This is a genomic window from Zoogloea sp. GW822-FHT05C07, assembly GCF_058800215.1.
Window position 1 is genome coordinate 4,234,120 of sequence record NZ_CM179510.1, and the last position, 15,981, is coordinate 4,250,100.

Here is a 15,981-nt window from a genome sequence, read left to right on the forward strand (position 1 = left end):
GTGGCCGGTGGCCGCTGCGGCCCGGCCGCGGCATGCTGGCGGCTGATGCGAACCGAAAGGAGAAGGGTGTGAAGTCCGTTTTCTCGAAAATCCTGTGCAGCGGTGCCGCGCTGTTGGGCGTGGGCCTCTGTGTTCCGGTGTTGGCGGCGCCGCAGCTGGATACGCTGCGCCTGCCGCCGGGTTTCCGTGTGGAGGTGCTCACCGATCAGGTGCCGAACGCCCGGGGGATGAGTCTTGGCGACTTCGCCGATGGGCGCGGCGTGGTCTATGTGGGTAGCCGCACGGCTGGCAAGGTCTATGGGGTGGAGATCGACAAGGGGTGGGCGACGCGTGTGCACACGCTGGCCAGCGGGCTGGAGCAGCCGGTGGGCGTAGCCTACCGGGACGGCAGCCTGTTCGTGTCGGCGGTGTCGCGCATCGTGGTCCTCGACGGCGTCGGCCGCCACCTCGACAAACCGCCGGCGCCGCGGGCCCTGAGCGCCCGTTTTCCCACCGAGACGCACCATGGCTGGAAGTTCATCGCCTTCGGCCCGGATGGCTGGCTCTACGTGCCGGTCGGTGCTCCGTGCAACATCTGCGAGCCGGACGAGCGGCGCTACGCCAACATCCAGCGCATCCGCGCGGACGGCAGCGGTGCCGAGGTGGTGGCGCGAGGCGTGCGCAACACCGTGGGCTTCGACTGGAACCCGGCGGACGGCAGCCTGTGGTTCACCGACAACGGCCGCGACATGCTCGGCGACGATCTGCCGTCCGACGAGCTGAACCGGGCGACGAAGAGCGGCGAGCATTTCGGTTACCCGTATTGCCACCAGGGCGACCTCGCCGACCCGGAATTTGGTGCGAAGCGTGCGTGCAAGGAGTTCACTCCGCCGGTAGCGAGGCTGGGGGCGCACGTGGCGGCGCTGGGCATGCGCTTCTACACCGGCCGCATGTTCCCGGCGGCCTACCGCAACAACCTCTTCATCGCCGAGCACGGCTCGTGGAACCGCAGCCGCAAGTCCGGCTACCGCATCGTGCGCGTCGAGGTGGATCAGGCCGGTAAGGTAGTGCGCCAGGAGGTCTTTGCCGAGGGCTGGCTGCAGGTCGATGCCGGCGGCCAGGAACACGTGTGGGGGCGGCCCGCCGATGTGCTGGTGTTGCCGGATGGTTCGCTGCTGATCAGCGATGATCAGGCCGGCGCGATCTACCGGGTGAGCTACGGCGGTGGTTCGTAAGCGCGCGTTTCCCCGATTGCATCACCGGGCGGCGGCGGCTAGGCTGCGTCCTTTTCGGTCGCGAGGACGCAAGCAATGAAAGTCGGTTTCATCGGTCTGGGCATCATGGGGCGCCCGATGGCGCTCAACCTCCTCAAGGGCGGCTATGACGTGACCGTGTGGGCGCGCCGCGCCGAATCCATGGCCCCGCTGCTGGAAGCCGGTGCCAAGGGCGCCGCCAATAGCGCGGCAGTGGCTGCGGCCTGTGACGTGGTGTTCTCGATGGTGGCGGACGCCGCCGATGTGGAGCAGGTGGCCCTCGGCGCCGGTGGTGTGGCCGAGGGCGCCAAGGCCGGCTTGATCTACGTGGACATGAGCACCATCGCGCCGGCTGCTGCCCAGTCGATTGCGGCAGGGCTCGCCAAGCGGGGCGTGACGATGCTCGACGCGCCGGTGTCCGGTGGCGAGGTCGGGGCGATCAACGCCGGGCTGACCATCATGGTCGGCGGCGACGAGGCGGCCTTCGAGAAGGTCAAGCCGCTGTTCGCCTGCCTGGGCAAGGCCGCCACGCTGATCGGCGGGCCCGGCGCCGGTCAGGTCGCCAAGGCCTGCAACCAGATTCTCACCGGCGTAGGCGTGATGGCGGTGGCCGAGGCTTTCAACTTCGCCCGCAAGAGCGGCGTCGATGCTGGCCGTGTGCGTGAGGCGCTGCTTGGCGGCTTCGCCTACAGCCGCATCCTCGAGAATCACGGCCAGCGCATGCTCGACCGCAACTTCAAGCCGGGCTTCAAGGCCTGGATGCACCAGAAGGACATGAACATCGTCATGCAGGAAGCTCACCGCCTCGGACTGATGCTGCCGAGCAGCGCTGCTACGGCCCAGCTCTTCAACGCGATGGTCGGCAGCGGCATGGGCGAGGAGGACTCCATCGCGGCCCTCAAGCTGCTGGAAAACCTGTCGGGAGAATGACGGTGCGGGTCGGATTTGTCGGACTGGGTGTGATGGGCCGGCCGATGGCCGGTCATCTGCTGGCGGCCGGCCACACGCTGGCGGTGTGGGCACGGCGGCCCGAGTCGGCGGCGCCGCTGGCGGAAGCCGGCGCGCAGGTGTGCGCGACGCCGGTCGAGCTGGCGAACCGCTGCGAAGTGGTGATCTCTGTGGTGACGTCCAGCGCCGACGTGGAGCACCTGGCCCTCGGCGCGGACGGCCTCATCGAGGGCTTCGCATCGGGTGGCATCCACGTGGACATGAGCACCATCGCACCGGGAACGGCCCGCAAGGTGGCAGCCCGCTATGCCGAGCGCGGCATCGGCTGGCTGGATGCGCCGGTGTCCGGCGGCGAGATCGGCGCGCGGGACGCGACACTGGCGATCATGGCCGGCGGCGAGGCGGACGTGCTGGAGCGCGTGCGGCCCGTGCTGGCCTGCATGGGCAAGACGGTGGTGCACATCGGCCCGGCGGGCGCCGGCCAGGTGGCCAAGGCCTGCAACCAGATGATCATGGTGAATGCGATCCAGGCCTGCGCCGAGGCGATGCGCCTGGCCGGCGCCCATGGCGTTGATCTGGCCCGCGTGCGCGAAGCCCTGATGGGCGGCTCCGCCGGCTCGCGGGTGCTCGACGTGATGGGCGATCGCATGGCCCGGCGCGATTTTGTCGCCGGCATCCAGTCGCGGCTGCATCACAAGGATTTCGCTATCCTGATGGAAGAGGCCCGTCAGCTCGGCGCACCCTTGCCGGTGGCGGCCCAGACCTGGCAGCAGCTCAACGCGCTGATGGCGCTGGGCGGCGGCCGGGACGATACGGCGAGCCTCTTGAAAGTGCTCGAACCCGCGGGAGAATGATCGTGATGATGCCAATTTCACGCCGACGCTTTGCGCTGTTGTTGGGCGCCGCAGTGGGGGCAACTGTACTGGGCGGCTGCGCCGGGTTGTCGCTGGGCCTGAAGAAGCCCGACGTGAAGGTGGCCGGCATCCGCCTGCTGGATGCCGGCCTGTTCGAGCAGCGCTTCATCGTGAGTCTGCGCATCACCAACCCGAACAACAGCGAGATTCCCATCGAAGGGCTCAACTTCAATGTGGATATCAATGGCCAGCCCTTTGCACACGGGGTCAGCAATCAGCCGGTGGTGGTGCCGCGGCTCGGCGAGGCAGTGCTGGACGTGACCGCCACCACCGGGCTGGACAAGCTGCTGCGCCAGTTCGGCGAGCTGGGCCGGGGCCGCGACAGGGTCGATTACCGCATCCGTGGGCGTCTGGTGACCGGCAACCTAGGCGGCTTCGACTTCGACAAGAGCGGGGAAGTGGCCTTCCCGAAGATCCTCGGCGGAATCAGTGGCGGCGGCGGGCCGAAGACCGAGCCGACGCCGGACAAGGGACCGTCGGAGACCTTCTGAAGAGCGGGATGCCGGACCGGGGCAGCGCCGGGCCAGCTTACAAGCGAACATCGGCTTACAAACCGATGCCAACGCCGGTGTGGCCGCCGCGTTATTTCCTGCAAGAGGCGGCAATTGCGCCGCCCGACTCAAGCAGGAGTAGAACGATGAAAAAGCTCATGATCCCGGCCGCTCTGGCCGCCATCGTCTTCAGTGCCAACGCCCTGGCCGACCGTGGTTGGGACGATGATGACGATCACTGCGATCATCGCTACCGCCACGGCGGCCGTCCGGTGGTGGTCTATGAGCAGCCGCAAGTGGTGTATCAGGCGCCGCCAGCTGTCTATCAAGCCCCGCCGCAAGTGGTGTACCGGGAACGCATCGTCTATCGCGACCGGCCGGTGTACTACGCCCAGCCGCAGCCCGAAGCCTATTACCCGCCGCAGCCCGCCGTCGCCTATCCGCGCTATGACGGCAACCGGGTGGTTGGTCAGGCGGTGGGCGCTTTGGCGGGTGGCGTGATCGGCAACCAGATCGGCCGCGGCGGTGGCCGGGTGGCTGCTACCGCAGTCGGGGCGGTGCTGGGGAGTGTGGTCGGCGGCCGGATGGCCGGCTACCCGTACTGATCAGAGCGGCGTCAACGAAACCAGTCGTGAGGCGCGCAGGCCGCGCAGCATGGCGGTCATCTCGGTGGCGTTGATCGGCTTGCTGCACAAGTAGCCCTGGTAGGCGTCGCACCGCCAGCGGCGCAGTAGGGCCAGTTGGGCTTCGGTCTCGACGCCTTCCGCAATCACTTCCAGCCGTAGCGTGTGGGCCATCGCGACGATGGTCTGGGCGATGGCGGCGTCGTCCGGTTCGCTGACGATGTCCTTGATGAAGGAACGGTCGATCTTCAGCCGGTCGATCGGGAAGCGCTTGAGGTTGGCGAGGCTGGAGTAGCCGGTGCCGAAATCATCCACCGACAGCTGCAGGCCGAGCTTCTTGCATTCGGCCAGTAGGTTGCGGGTGTGTTCCGGGTTGCGCATCACCAGGCTCTCGGTCAGTTCCAGGTCCAGGTAGGCCGGTGGCAGGCGGGCGCCCGCCAGGGCGGCCTTGATGGTGTCGAGCAGGTCCGCGTCGTCGAACTGGCGCGCCGACAGGTTGACGCCCACCGGCACGCGGCAGATGCCCTCCTGCAGCCAGGCGTGGTTTTGCCGGCAGGCCTCGTGGAGCACCCAGGCGCCGATCGGCACGATCAGGCCGCACTCTTCGGCGATCGGGATGAAGACGTCCGGCGACACCATCGTGCCGTCCGGCTGCCGCCAGCGGATCAGTGCTTCCAGGCCGATCAGCTCGCCGGAGAGGGTGTCTACCTGGGGCTGGTAGAACAGTTCGAGCTGGTTGCCATCGAGGGCCTGGCGCAGGCGGTTCTCCAGTTCGAGGCGCTCGCTGTAGCGCGCCGACAGGCCGTGGTCGAAGAACTGGTAATTGTTGCGCCCGCGCTCCTTCGCCAGGTACATGGCGGCGTCGGCGTTCTTGATCAGCGCATGGCCGTCGAGGCCGTCGCTCGGGTAAAGGGCAATGCCGATGCTCGGGGTCACCGTGCATTGCTGGCCCGACAGGTCGAAGGGGCGGGCCAGGCTGGCGAGGATGCGTTCGGCGACGTCCTCCGGCATGGAGCCCTCCTCCAGGTCGCCGAGGACGACCACGAATTCGTCCCCGCCGGTGCGTGCCACCAGATCGCCGTCGCGCACACAGGCGCGCAGGCGCTGGGCGACCAGCAGCAACAGCTGGTCGCCGGCCTGGTGGCCGAGGGTGTCATTGACGAACTTGAAGCGGTCGAGGTCGGTAAACAGCACGGCCACGCCACGCTGCAACTGGGAGGCCTGGCCGATTGCTTCGGCCAGGTGTTCGTTGAGCAGGGTGCGGTTGGGCAGCGATGTGAGATTGTCGTAATGGGCCAGGTGGCGGATGCGGCTCTCGGCTGCCCGGCGCTGGGTGATGTCGGCGATGATGCCCAGGTAGCCGCGGATCTGCTTCTTGCTGTCGTGGACTACCGAGATGGCGATGTTGGCGGGGAAGATGCTGCCATCCCGGCGCCGCAGGTTGATCTCCCGTGGTTCCGTTTGGTTGCCGGCGCTGGCTTCGGCCGCCAGGGCGGCAAAGCCGTTGTTGCTGTGGGCGAGGGTCCAGCGGGCGATGTCTTCGGCGGTGTGGAAGACCAGCGGCGTCTCCTGGCCGATGAGTTCGTCGGCAGGATGGCCGAACAGGCGCTCGGCGGCCGGGTTGACGACGCGGATGATGCCCGCCGCATCGGTATAGACGATCGCGTACTCCGCACAGTCGAGGATGGCCCGTTGCAGCGAGGTGGTTTCCCGCAGCAGGGCTTCGGAGCGGGCGTGCTTCTCGACCTCGGTTTCGAGCAGACGGTTGGTTTCTCCGAGCGCCTTGACGTACTGCCCGAGGGCCTCGTTGGCGTCGCCCAGCGCCAGGGTCTTTTCCGTGACCTGCTGACGGATTGCTTCGGCGCGGGTCTGCAGCACATACAGGATGAGGGCCGCGAGCACGCCCAGGGACAAGCCGGAGAACAGTTTGGCTCCCGCGTCCGGGCCGGGTTCCTGGACCAGGCCGACGGTGCCCGGCGCAGAGACCAGCAGCCAGCGGCGGTCGGCCAGCGGAACGGTGTCGGCGTACGACAGCCGCCCCAGGCGATACCCCGGCGAGATGAACAGCGGGTGGTTGCCGTCCGCATCGGTCAGCTCGAACTCGATGGCTGGACGGGTGTCGCCCTCGGTTGCCGGGGCGAGGAGTCCGTCGGTCAGGCGATCCAGCGGAATCTCCATGAAGACCAGCCGTTGTCCGGCGGGCTGTGCCGTGCCGGCGGAAAGAGGCGGCGCGAGCAGCAGGATACTGTCGCTGCGACGGTCGTCGGCCTGCAAGGACGCATATACCGGGCTGGCGCGCAGATCGTGGCCGGCGGCCGTGGCGGCGATCAGTTGCTGCAGTGTGGCCTGGCTGGCCGTATCCGGTACGTGGGTCGGGGCGAGAAACAGCCGATCCGCTTCCGGCATGCCGGGCTGACTGGCGGTGGTGACCAGGACGGGAGTGTCGCCGTCCATGCGGATGACGCCGATACGGCCGATTTCCGGATGGCTCGACAGCAGTGGGGCGGCGAAATGAGCGAAGTCCTGGCTTCCGCCCTGTGGAGTCTGGGCTACGTGGCGGCGTAGCAGTTCGGCGGCGGCAAGGAGGCTGTCGGTGCGTTCGTGCAGGCGCGCGACCTGTTGCCGGGCGAACTGCAGGAAGCGGCCGTCCGCTGCAGCCTTTTCATCCTCTATAGTGCTGTTGTAACTGTTCAGCGTAAAGCCAAATGTCAGGGCAAAGACGAGTATGGCCAGCCCGTAGCGGCGAAACACGTCGACAACCTGAAAGGATGCCGGGCTGCGGGTCATCAAGTCTCCTGAAGGACGAACGAAATCTCGGTAGGCGAATCTACGCGCGTCCCATTAACGGTCGCGTGAGGATGATCTTGAGTACCGTTACGTCAATCGGGTGCCGCTCAGTCGCCGAAGACCAGGCGCAGCCGCTCGGCTTCCTGCTCGTGATCCACCTCCACGTCGGCAAAGCGCTGGGCGATGGCGCGGAATTCCGGCTGGAGTTCGATGAAGGCGTCGAGGATGTCCGGGTCGAAGTGGCTGCCGCGACCCCGTTGCAGGAGTTCGCAGGCTTCTTCGTGAGTGAAGGCCGGCTTGTACACGCGCTTGCTGATCAGTGCGTCGTAAACGTCGGCGACGGCCATCAGGCGGGCCGAAAGGGGGATGCGCTCGCCGGCGAGGCCCTGGGGATAGCCGCTGCCGTCCCATTTTTCCTGGTGGGAATGGGCGATTTCCTTGGCGTAGCGCAGGTAGCTGGCGGACAGGCCGAACAGCGACGCGGCCTTGCTGATGGCTTCCATGCCTAGGGTGGTATGGGTCTTCATGATCTCGAACTCGGCCGGGGTCAGGCGGCCGGGCTTGAGGAGGATGCGGTCGGGGATGCCGACCTTGCCGATGTCGTGCAGCGGGGCCGACTTGTACATCAGCTCGATGTTCCCGTCGCTGAGTTCGCCGGCGAAGCGCGGGTGATGCTGCAGGTGGCGGGCGAGGGTGCGCACGTACATCTGCGTGCGGCGGATGTGGTTGCCGGTCTCGTTGTCGCGGGTTTCGGCGAGAGAGGCCATCGCGACGATGGTGGCGTCCTGCATCAGGCCCAGCTCGCGGGCCCGTCGCACGACCTCCTGCTCCAGGTAGCTGTTGCGGTCGCGCAGGAAGTCGCTGGCGGCCTTGAGGGTCAGGTGGTTGCGGATCCGTGTGAGGACCAGCGGCGGGCTGATCGGCTTGGTGATGTAGTCCACCGCGCCGGCATCGAAGCCGAGCTGTTCGTCCACCTCTTCGTTGCGGATGGTCAGGAAGATCACCGGGATGCTGGCGGTGAGCGGGTTGCCGACGAGCTGCCGGCACACCTCGTAGCCGTCGATGTCGGGCATCGTCACGTCGAGCAGGATCAGGTCGGGCTGCGGCGCACTGGCGGCCAATGCCAGCGCCCGGGCGCCGTTGGTGGCGATGCGGGTGCGGAAATCGGCCCGGTGCAGGCAGTTGACGATGGGCTCGATGGAGTCCGGCGCGTCGTCGACGACGAGGATCAGCGGGCTGCGGGGATCGGTAGAGGGCATCGGGAACGCTCCGGGCGGGGCTAGGCGCGGTTCGGTTGGGTGTACGGGGACAGGCAGGCCAGGGCCTGATCATAATCGTAAGCCTGCAGGGCGCTAGCGATTTCTCCGGCGGCATCGCTCCCCAGGCGCGCGGCGAGGTCGGCGCGGATATTCTTGAAATAGGAAGGCGCCGTGCCGTCGGAGCTTTCGACCAGGCGGGTCAGTGCCTGCAGGGCGGCGCTGAACTCCTCGTCGCTGAGCCGTTGGCCGGTTTCCGTCTCTGCCTCGGGCGGCAGGCTGCGGGCAAGCAGTTCCTGCAGTGCGTTCAGCTTGATGTGCAGCGTGCTTCGGGCGGCGTCGGAGGGGCGGCCCTCGCGCAGGGCCGCCTCGACCGCTGCCGCAGCCTCCTGCAGCGCGGTGGCGCCGAGGTTGGCGGCGGTTCCGCGCAATGTGTGAGCCAGGCGTTCGGCAGTGGGGGCGTCGCCGGCGGCCAAGGCGGCGTCGATGCGTTGCGGGCAGTCGGCCTGGCTGCGGGTGAAGTGACGCAGCAACGAGAGGTATTCGGCGGCGTCGTTGCCGACCCGGCGCAGGGCGGCGACCACGTTGAGGCCGGGCAGTGGTGGCAGATTGCCGGTAGCCGGCGGGAGCGGGGCGATGGCGACGCTGCCATCTCCACCGCGCGTGTGACGCAGGATGGACTCGACCAGGTGTTCGAGGACGATGGGCTTGGCCACGTGATCGTTCATACCGACCTCAAGGCAGCGGCGGCGCTGGTCGACCATCGCATGGGCGGTCATGGCAATCACCGGCAGGCGGGCCAGGCGCGGGTTCTGGCGGATCCGGCGGGTGGCCTCGAGACCGTCCATCTCAGGCATCTGCAGGTCCATCAGCACCACGTCGAAGGCGTCCGGAGCAGTGTTGAGGGTGTCCACGGCGATCCGTCCGTTATCAGCCACGCCGACCTGGGCGCCAAGCCGCTCGAGGATGCCGCGGGCGATCTGCTGGTTGATGTCATTGTCTTCGACGACGAGCACGCGCAGGCCGGCGAGGCTGGGGGCTTGGACGAGGGCGCCGCGTGTCGGTGGTGCCGCGTCGGTGCCGAAGGCCCCGACGATGGCGTCGAGCAGGGTGGAGGCCGTGGCCGGCTTGTGCAGATAACCGTCGGCGCCGGCCTCGATGGCTTCTGCCGAGGTGTTGTCGTCCCCGAAGGCGGTGAGCAGGATCACCGTCGGCGGCGAGCTGAGACTGCGGTCCTGCTTGATGCGGCGGGTTGCTTCGATGCCGTTCTGGTCGGGCATGCGCAGGTCCATCAGCACCAGCCCGAAGCGGTCGCCGCCGTTGGCCCGGCGCACCGCGGCCACGGCGTCGGCCGCGCAGGACACGGCCTCGCAACGGAAGGGGAAGTTGCGCAGCAGGTCGAGCAGCACGGTGCGGGCCACCGGGTGGTCGTCCACTACGAGGACGCGCAGGCCTTCGAGCACGCCGGGCAAGGCGCGCGGGGCACGGGGTTCGGCAAGTTCGAAGGGGAGGTCGAAGCTGAAGCTGCTGCCTTCGCCGGGAGCGCTCTTTACGTCCAGACGACCGCCCATCATGTCTACCAGATGGCGGGAGATGGACAGCCCCAGCCCGGTGCCGCCAAAGCGGCGGGTCATCGAGTCGTCGGCCTGGGCGAAGGCTTCGAACAGGCGGGCGAGCTGTTCGGCGTTCATGCCGATGCCGGTATCGCGGACGGCGAAGCGCAGCGTGGCGTGGTGCGGGCCGCGTTCGATGATGCCTACCGAGACCGTCACTTCGCCTGTCTCGGTGAACTTGACTGCGTTGCCCACCAGGTTGGTCAGCACTTGGCCGAGGCGCAGCGGGTCGCCAACCAGGTCCTGCGGAACGTCTGGGGCGAGATGCAGCAGCAGTTCAAGGGATTTTTCGCGGGCCTTCTGGCCGACGAAGGTGAGCACGTTGTCGATCACCTGGTCGAGGGCGAAGGGAATCTGCTCGAGGCTCAGCTTGCCGGCCTCGATCTTCGAGAAGTCGAGGATGTCGTTGACCACGTGCAGCAGGGCCGTGCCCGCGGCATGAATCTTGGTGACGTAGTCGTGCTGGCGCGGCGGCAGGGTGGTGTCCAGGCACAGGCTGGCGAGGCCGATGATGGCGTTCATCGGGGTGCGGATCTCGTGGCTCATGTTGGCCAGGAAACGGGCCTTGGATTCCGCCGCTTCCTCGGCGAGGCGCTTGGCTTCGCGCAGGGTTTCCACGGCCTGGCGATAGAGGGCGAGATCCTCGAAGACCCAGATGCAGTCGGTGATCTCGCCGTCGTCTTCGGCCAGCCCGCTGACCGACAGGCCGACCCACAGGGCCTCGCCGCTGCGCCGCCGGAGCTGGCATTCGCGCCGCCAGACCCCGTTGGCGCGTAGGGCCTCCCATTGTTCGGCGTGGAACTCGAAGGGCAGGCCGTGGGCGTCGAGCAGGTCGGGGCGCGTGCCATATAGGTCGTCGGCGTTGAAGCCGCAGACCTGGCGGAAGCGCGGGTTGGCATACTGGATGGCGCCACCCGGCGAGGTGATCAGCAGCATCGAAGGGCTCTGCTCGACGGCCAGGGAGAGCTTGCGCAGCTCCTGCTCGGCTTCCTTGCGGGCGGTGATGTCGTAACACCAGCTGATTAGTGCCGGCGCGCCCTTCACCTCGATCTGCTCCATGGTCATCAGGGTCCAGAACGGCCGGCCGTCAATGTCCTGGAATTCGATCTCCATGTCGCGCACCGGCCGTCCGTCGCGCAGGCGACCAAGCGCACGCTCCCCCGCCGACGGGTCGCGGAACCAGCCGGTGACGGGGCGTTGCATGAAGGTCTGCATGTCGGTGCCGGCCAGCACCAGGGCCCGGGTGTTGGCGAACAACGGGGTGCCCTCCGGGCGATTGATGACCACCGCGATCGGGCTCGATTCGAGCATCCGGCGGTTCCACTCGTCGGCGGCGAGGGCGGTGCGTTCGGCGGTCTTCTGGGCGGATATGTCTACGATGACGCCGAGCAGCCCGCCGGGCTCGCCGTTGGCCAGGCGGAAGCCGGAGACCCAGTAGAGGGCATCGTGCTCGCGACCGTCGGCAAAGGGGATTCGGCGTTCGGTATGCACGGCGCTGGCGTTGGCGATGACCTGGAGGTCTTCGTCGTGGTAGGCCATGCGCTCCGTCGGACGCAGGTAGGGCAGGTCGAGCGCGGTCTTGCCTATGAGGAAGGCGCGGGTGGTGCCGAAGGCTTCCTCATAGGCGCGGTTGCAGCCGAGGAAACGTCCGTCGGGCCCTTTGTAGAAAACCGGGTTGGGCAGCGCGTCGAGGAGCACCTCGATGAACAGCAGCTGGTTGGCTGCCGCCTGGGTCTTCTCCTCCAGCTGGTGGGTGCGCTCATCGACCTTGTCTTCCAGCTGGCCGCGCGCCTGGAGCAGTTCGTCCGCTGCCTTTTGCAACTGGGCGCGCATGTTCTCCTGGGATTCGGCCAGTCCGGCGATTTCCCGCCAGGGGGTGTCGATGGGCTGGCCGGGGGACAGATCGAGCCGGCCGATGCGTTCGCTGCGTTCGACCAGCGTGGCAAGGTCCGTCTCGATGCGTCGGGAGACCCGGCGGGCCAGGTGGGCGGCTGTCAGCGCAGCCAGCACGATGAGCAGCGCCAGGGCCGGGGCCACGTCGCGCAGGCGGGCCGGAATGAAGTCGGCCTCGCGGGCGAAGCCGCCGATCCACCATTGCTGGTCGCCCAACTGGACCGGAATGAACTCGGCCAGCCAGGTTTCGCTTTCGTTGTCGAAGCGGAGGATCTTTTCGCCTGGCCGCTCATCGTCGAGCCAGCGGGCGTAGCCGTGGGTGAGGAAATCCACGTTCAGCTCGGCCACCGGACGCAGGACGGCGCCGCGCCGGTCGGTCAGGTTGGCGAAGCGCGGATAGCGCGGCACGCCGATCACTTCTCCGGCTGCGGTGAGCACCGCGCTGCCACCCCGTTCGCCGACAGGGGTGTCGACGGTCAGCATCGACAGGTCGGCGAGCTGGATCTCGAATGCGAGGACGCGGGTCTTGCCGTCAGAGCCCCGCCAGCGGGTGGCGATGGCGATGCCGCCGTCACCGTCGGGCAGGCGGCGGTATGGCTGGGACCAGGCCAGCGGATCCGTGGCGGGGGCCCGCATGGCGGTGTCGAACCATGGTTGTTTGCGCGGGTCGTCCCGTGCGGCGCCCGATTGCTCGTGCAGCAATTTTCCGGATGGAGACCAGTGCAGCCAGCGCGTCTCGCCCCCCCGTCCCACCGGCGGCGTGACATGGTTGGTCCAGGCTTCGCCGTCCCGTTCCAGGCTCAGTGCTCCGCCGTCCTCACCGGCCATATGGATCGCGGTGATCAGCGGGCCGTTGCTCAGCACGGGCAGCAGGGCGGTGTTGAAGGCTTCGATGTTTGCGGAGTCGAGCCGGCCTGTTTCGCCCAGGGAGCGGGCCGTGCGCAGTTCGATCTCGATGCGCCGGAAACGCCGCTCCACCTCGGCGTGGACGTGACGGGCGGCGAGGTCGAGCTGCACCCGGGCCAGCGTCTGCGTGGCCGGGGCGACGACGAGGTAATGGAAGGCGCTGCCGAATATCAGCAGGCAGGCCACGAAGACGGCCGACATGCGCCACAGGAGGCTGCGCGCAAGGCTTTGCCGCGGGGCGGCGCGGGAGGTCGGGTGGGGCATCGGCCGGGCGGTCAGTCCAGGGCTGGAGGCGGGGGATTGATGGCGTCGGGGGTGTTGGCGGCCTTGGCCTTGCCGTAGCTCTTGAACCTGGCGATCACCTCGGCCATTTCGGTGGGGCCCAGCACGACCGGCGTGCCGAGCTGACAGGCCCGCCAGTATTGTTCGCAGAGGGTCTCGAACTCGATGGCGAGGGCCAGCGTGTGGCGCAGGTCGGCACCAAACACCAGCATGCCGTGGTTGGCCAGCAGGCAGGCGTTGCGGTCCTCCAGCGCGGCGATGGCGGAGACCGACAGGTCCTGGGTGCCGAAGGTCGCGTATGGGGCGCAGCGGATACTGTCGCCGCCGAAGCGGGCGATCATGTAATGGAAGGCCGGGATGTCCCGCCGGTGGCAGGCCAGCGCGGTGGCGAACGGGGAGTGGGCGTGCAGCACGGCACCGGCTTCCGGCCGCGCAAGGAAGATGTCCCGGTGGATGCGCCACTCGCTGGACGGCGCGTAGGGGCCGGTCCAGCTACCGTCCATCGCAACCAGGGACATGTCGTCGCTGCTGCAGTCTTCGTAGGGGCGGCCGCTGGGGGTGATCAGGAAGCCTCGTGGACAGCGTACGCTGGCATTGCCGGCGGTGCCGGCATTGAGTCCGCTGGCAGCCATGCTGCGGGCGGTGGCGAGCAGACCTTCGCGAAGTACGTTTTCGTTCATCAGAGGCCTCCTGGGGACCGGATCATCGGTGGGCGAGCGGGCCCAGCGCATCGGGCAGACATATGCCCAGATCGGTGATTATGCCATTCAGCAATGGCGCGGGCGTGACGTCGAAAGCCGGATTGCATGCCGCGGCGCGGGGCGGTATCAGCTGCACCCGGTGCACTTCGCCGTCGTCGGCCAGGCCGCTGATCGCGCGTACTTCATCGGCGCTGCGCTCCTCGATCGGAATGTGGCGGCCGTCGGGGCAGCTGAAATCGATGGTCGAGCGTGGTGCGGCCACGTAGAACGGCACGCTGTGCGCGGCGGCGGCGAGGGCCTTGAGGTAGGTGCCGACCTTGTTGGCGGTGTCACCGTTGGCGGCGATGCGGTCGGCGCCGACGATCACGCAGTCCACGCGTCCTTCCGCCATCAGCCAGCCGGCAGCGTTGTCGGCGATCAGCGTGTGCGGCACGCCGGCGCGGGCCAGCTCCCAGGCGGTGAGCAGGCCCTGGTTGCGCGGCCGGGTTTCGCTGACCCACACGTGGACCGGCAACCCGGCGGTGTGGGCGGCGTAGATCGGTGCCAGCGCGGTGCCGTGGCCGCAGGTGGCGAGCCAGCCGGCGTTGCAGTGGGTCATCAGCTGCAGCGGGCGTTCGCCGGCGCCCGGCAGCTGGCGCAGCAGTTCGAGGCCGTACTGGCCGATGGCGGCATTGGCGGCAGCGTCGCCGGCGCGGATCGCCTCGGCCTCGGCCCAGGCGGCTGCACTGCGCGCGTTGGCCGGCAGCGGGGCGAGCGCCGCGTGCATGCGGTCCAGCGCCCAGTGCAGATTGACGGCGGTGGGGCGGGTCTGGCGCAGGCAGGCGTCGGCGGATTGCAGCGCGGCATCGGAGGCGTCGCCGCTCAGCGCCAGTGCGATGCCGAAGGCGGCGGTGGCGCCGATCAGCGGGGCGCCGCGCACCTGCATATCGCGGATCGCGGTGGCGGCGTCGGCCAGGCTGTCGAGGCGGAGGAAGACTTCCCGGTAAGGCAGGCGGGTCTGGTCGAGAATCACGACCTGGTCGCCGTCGCGGCGCAGGGTGGGGCAGGTGTCGGACACGGTGGTTCCTTGTTAGAGGGCGGCCCGATTGTAGCGGCGCCTGACGCCGGTTGGCTCTGCCGCGGTCGATCTGCCAGAATCGGAGAGCCTGATCCGGAGTGTATTTGCGATGCCGTCCTTTCCCATGCCGCTTGTTTCCCGTCTGCCCGAAGTGGGGACGACAGTGTTCACCGTGATGTCCCGCCTGGCCCAGGAGTGCGGGGCGATCAACCTGTCCCAGGGCTTTCCCGATTTCAGCGCCGAGGACATGCTGTTCGAGCGGGTCGCCCACTGGATGCGCAGCGGCCACAACCAGTATGCGCCGATGGCCGGCACGCCGGCGCTGCGCGCGGCGATCGCCGCCAAGGTGCAGGATCTATACGGGGCGGCCTACGATCCGGAGCACGAGATCACGGTGACGGCCGGCGCCACCCAGGCGCTGTTCACTGCGGTGGCGGCGCTGGTCCATCCGGGTGACGAGGTGATCGTCTTCGAGCCGGTTTACGATTCCTATGTGCCGGCCATCACGCTGCAGGGCGGCGTGGTGCGCCGCGCCCGCCTGGCCGCGCCGGACTACCGGCCCGACTGGGACGCGGTGCAGGCGTTGGTCACGCGGCGCACGCGGATGATCATGGTCAACACGCCGCACAACCCCACCGGCACCGTGTGGTCCGCGGCCGATCTGCAGCGGCTGGCGGAGATCACCCGTGGCACCGGCATCGTAGTGGTGGCCGACGAGGTGTATGAGCACATCGTCTTCGACGGCGCCCGCCACGAGAGCGCTGCCCGTTACCCGGAACTGGCCGAGCGCAGCGTGATCGTGTCCAGCTTCGGCAAGACCTATCACGTGACCGGCTGGAAAGTCGGCTACGTGCTGGCGCCGCGGGAGCTGATGGCGGAGTTCCGCAAGGTGCATCAATTCAACGTGTTCACCGTCAATACGCCAGTGCAACTGGCGCTGGCCGACTACATGGCCGACGCCGGGCGCCATCTGCGCCTGGCGGCCTTTTATCAGGAAAAGCGGGACTTCTTCCGCCGTGGGCTGGCCGCCACGCGCTTCGAACTGCTGCCCTGCGCTGGTACCTATTTCCAGACGGCCCGCTACACGGCGATCGCCGACATGCCTGACACCACCTTCGTGGAATGGCTGACCCGCGAGGTCGGCGTCGCAGCGATCCCGCTGTCGGCATTTTTCGGCGACGGCCGCGACGAACAGGTGATCCGCTTCTGCTTCGCCAAGCGGGACGACACGCTGGAGGCGGCTTTCGAGCGCCTCGGACGCTTCTGCTAAACTGCCCC

At 68.1% G+C, this 15,981-nt stretch carries 11 protein-coding genes; 6 read left to right on the forward strand and 5 right to left on the reverse strand.

Going from position 1 to position 15,981, the window contains the following annotated elements; translation table 11 throughout:
- The first annotated feature begins 68 nt into the window (after positions 1-68).
- The 5 genes from AC3QL2_RS19530 (at position 69) to AC3QL2_RS19550 (ending at position 4,190) form a co-directional block, all read left to right on the forward strand.
- Positions 69-1,214 carry a PQQ-dependent sugar dehydrogenase gene (locus tag AC3QL2_RS19530; protein WP_493233054.1) on the forward strand — a complete coding sequence of 382 codons (1,146 nt, stop codon included), beginning with the start codon at positions 69-71 and terminating at the stop codon, positions 1,212-1,214.
- Between the two features lie 75 nt (positions 1,215-1,289).
- Positions 1,290-2,162 carry an NAD(P)-dependent oxidoreductase gene (locus AC3QL2_RS19535; protein ID WP_493233053.1) on the forward strand — a complete coding sequence of 291 codons (873 nt, stop codon included), beginning with the start codon at positions 1,290-1,292 and terminating at the stop codon, positions 2,160-2,162.
- A 2-nt stretch (positions 2,163-2,164) separates the two neighbouring features.
- Positions 2,165-3,034, forward strand: a complete 870-nt coding sequence (locus AC3QL2_RS19540) for an NAD(P)-dependent oxidoreductase (RefSeq protein ID WP_493233052.1) — start codon at positions 2,165-2,167, stop codon at positions 3,032-3,034.
- Positions 3,035-3,039: 5 nt separating this feature from the next.
- The gene (locus AC3QL2_RS19545) at positions 3,040-3,585 is read left to right on the forward strand and encodes an LEA/WHy family protein (protein WP_493233051.1); all 546 of its coding nucleotides are present in this window, start codon (positions 3,040-3,042) and stop codon (positions 3,583-3,585) included.
- Between the two features lie 146 nt (positions 3,586-3,731).
- Positions 3,732-4,190 carry a glycine zipper 2TM domain-containing protein gene (locus tag AC3QL2_RS19550; protein WP_493233050.1) on the forward strand — a complete coding sequence of 153 codons (459 nt, stop codon included), beginning with the start codon at positions 3,732-3,734 and terminating at the stop codon, positions 4,188-4,190.
- On the opposite strand, the gene AC3QL2_RS19555 is transcribed toward AC3QL2_RS19550, so the two are convergent.
- The 5 genes from AC3QL2_RS19555 to mtnA form a co-directional block, all read right to left on the reverse strand.
- Positions 4,191-6,995 carry a putative bifunctional diguanylate cyclase/phosphodiesterase gene (locus AC3QL2_RS19555; RefSeq protein WP_493233049.1) on the reverse strand — a complete coding sequence of 935 codons (2,805 nt, stop codon included), beginning with the start codon at positions 6,993-6,995 and terminating at the stop codon, positions 4,191-4,193. It abuts the gene before it with no gap.
- 107 nt (positions 6,996-7,102) lie between these two features.
- On the reverse strand, positions 7,103-8,254 hold the full coding sequence (locus AC3QL2_RS19560) for an HD-GYP domain-containing protein (protein ID WP_493233048.1): 1,152 nt from the start codon (positions 8,252-8,254) through the stop codon (positions 7,103-7,105).
- A 20-nt stretch (positions 8,255-8,274) separates the two neighbouring features.
- Positions 8,275-12,927: a response regulator gene (locus AC3QL2_RS19565; protein ID WP_493233047.1), complete on the reverse strand. Its 4,653-nt coding sequence runs from the start codon at positions 12,925-12,927 to the stop codon at positions 8,275-8,277.
- Between the two features lie 11 nt (positions 12,928-12,938).
- Positions 12,939-13,625, reverse strand: a complete 687-nt coding sequence (locus tag AC3QL2_RS19570) for a class II aldolase/adducin family protein (RefSeq protein WP_493233046.1) — start codon at positions 13,623-13,625, stop codon at positions 12,939-12,941.
- Positions 13,626-13,647: 22 nt separating this feature from the next.
- Positions 13,648-14,703 (reverse strand): S-methyl-5-thioribose-1-phosphate isomerase, encoded by a 1,056-nt coding sequence (mtnA, locus tag AC3QL2_RS19575; protein WP_493233045.1) that lies wholly within the window; start codon positions 14,701-14,703, stop codon positions 13,648-13,650.
- A 109-nt stretch (positions 14,704-14,812) separates the two neighbouring features.
- Here mtnA and AC3QL2_RS19580 point away from each other — a divergent pair, with 109 nt between their 5' ends.
- Positions 14,813-15,973 carry a pyridoxal phosphate-dependent aminotransferase gene (locus tag AC3QL2_RS19580; RefSeq protein WP_493233044.1) on the forward strand — a complete coding sequence of 387 codons (1,161 nt, stop codon included), beginning with the start codon at positions 14,813-14,815 and terminating at the stop codon, positions 15,971-15,973.
- Positions 15,974-15,981 lie beyond the last annotated feature (8 nt).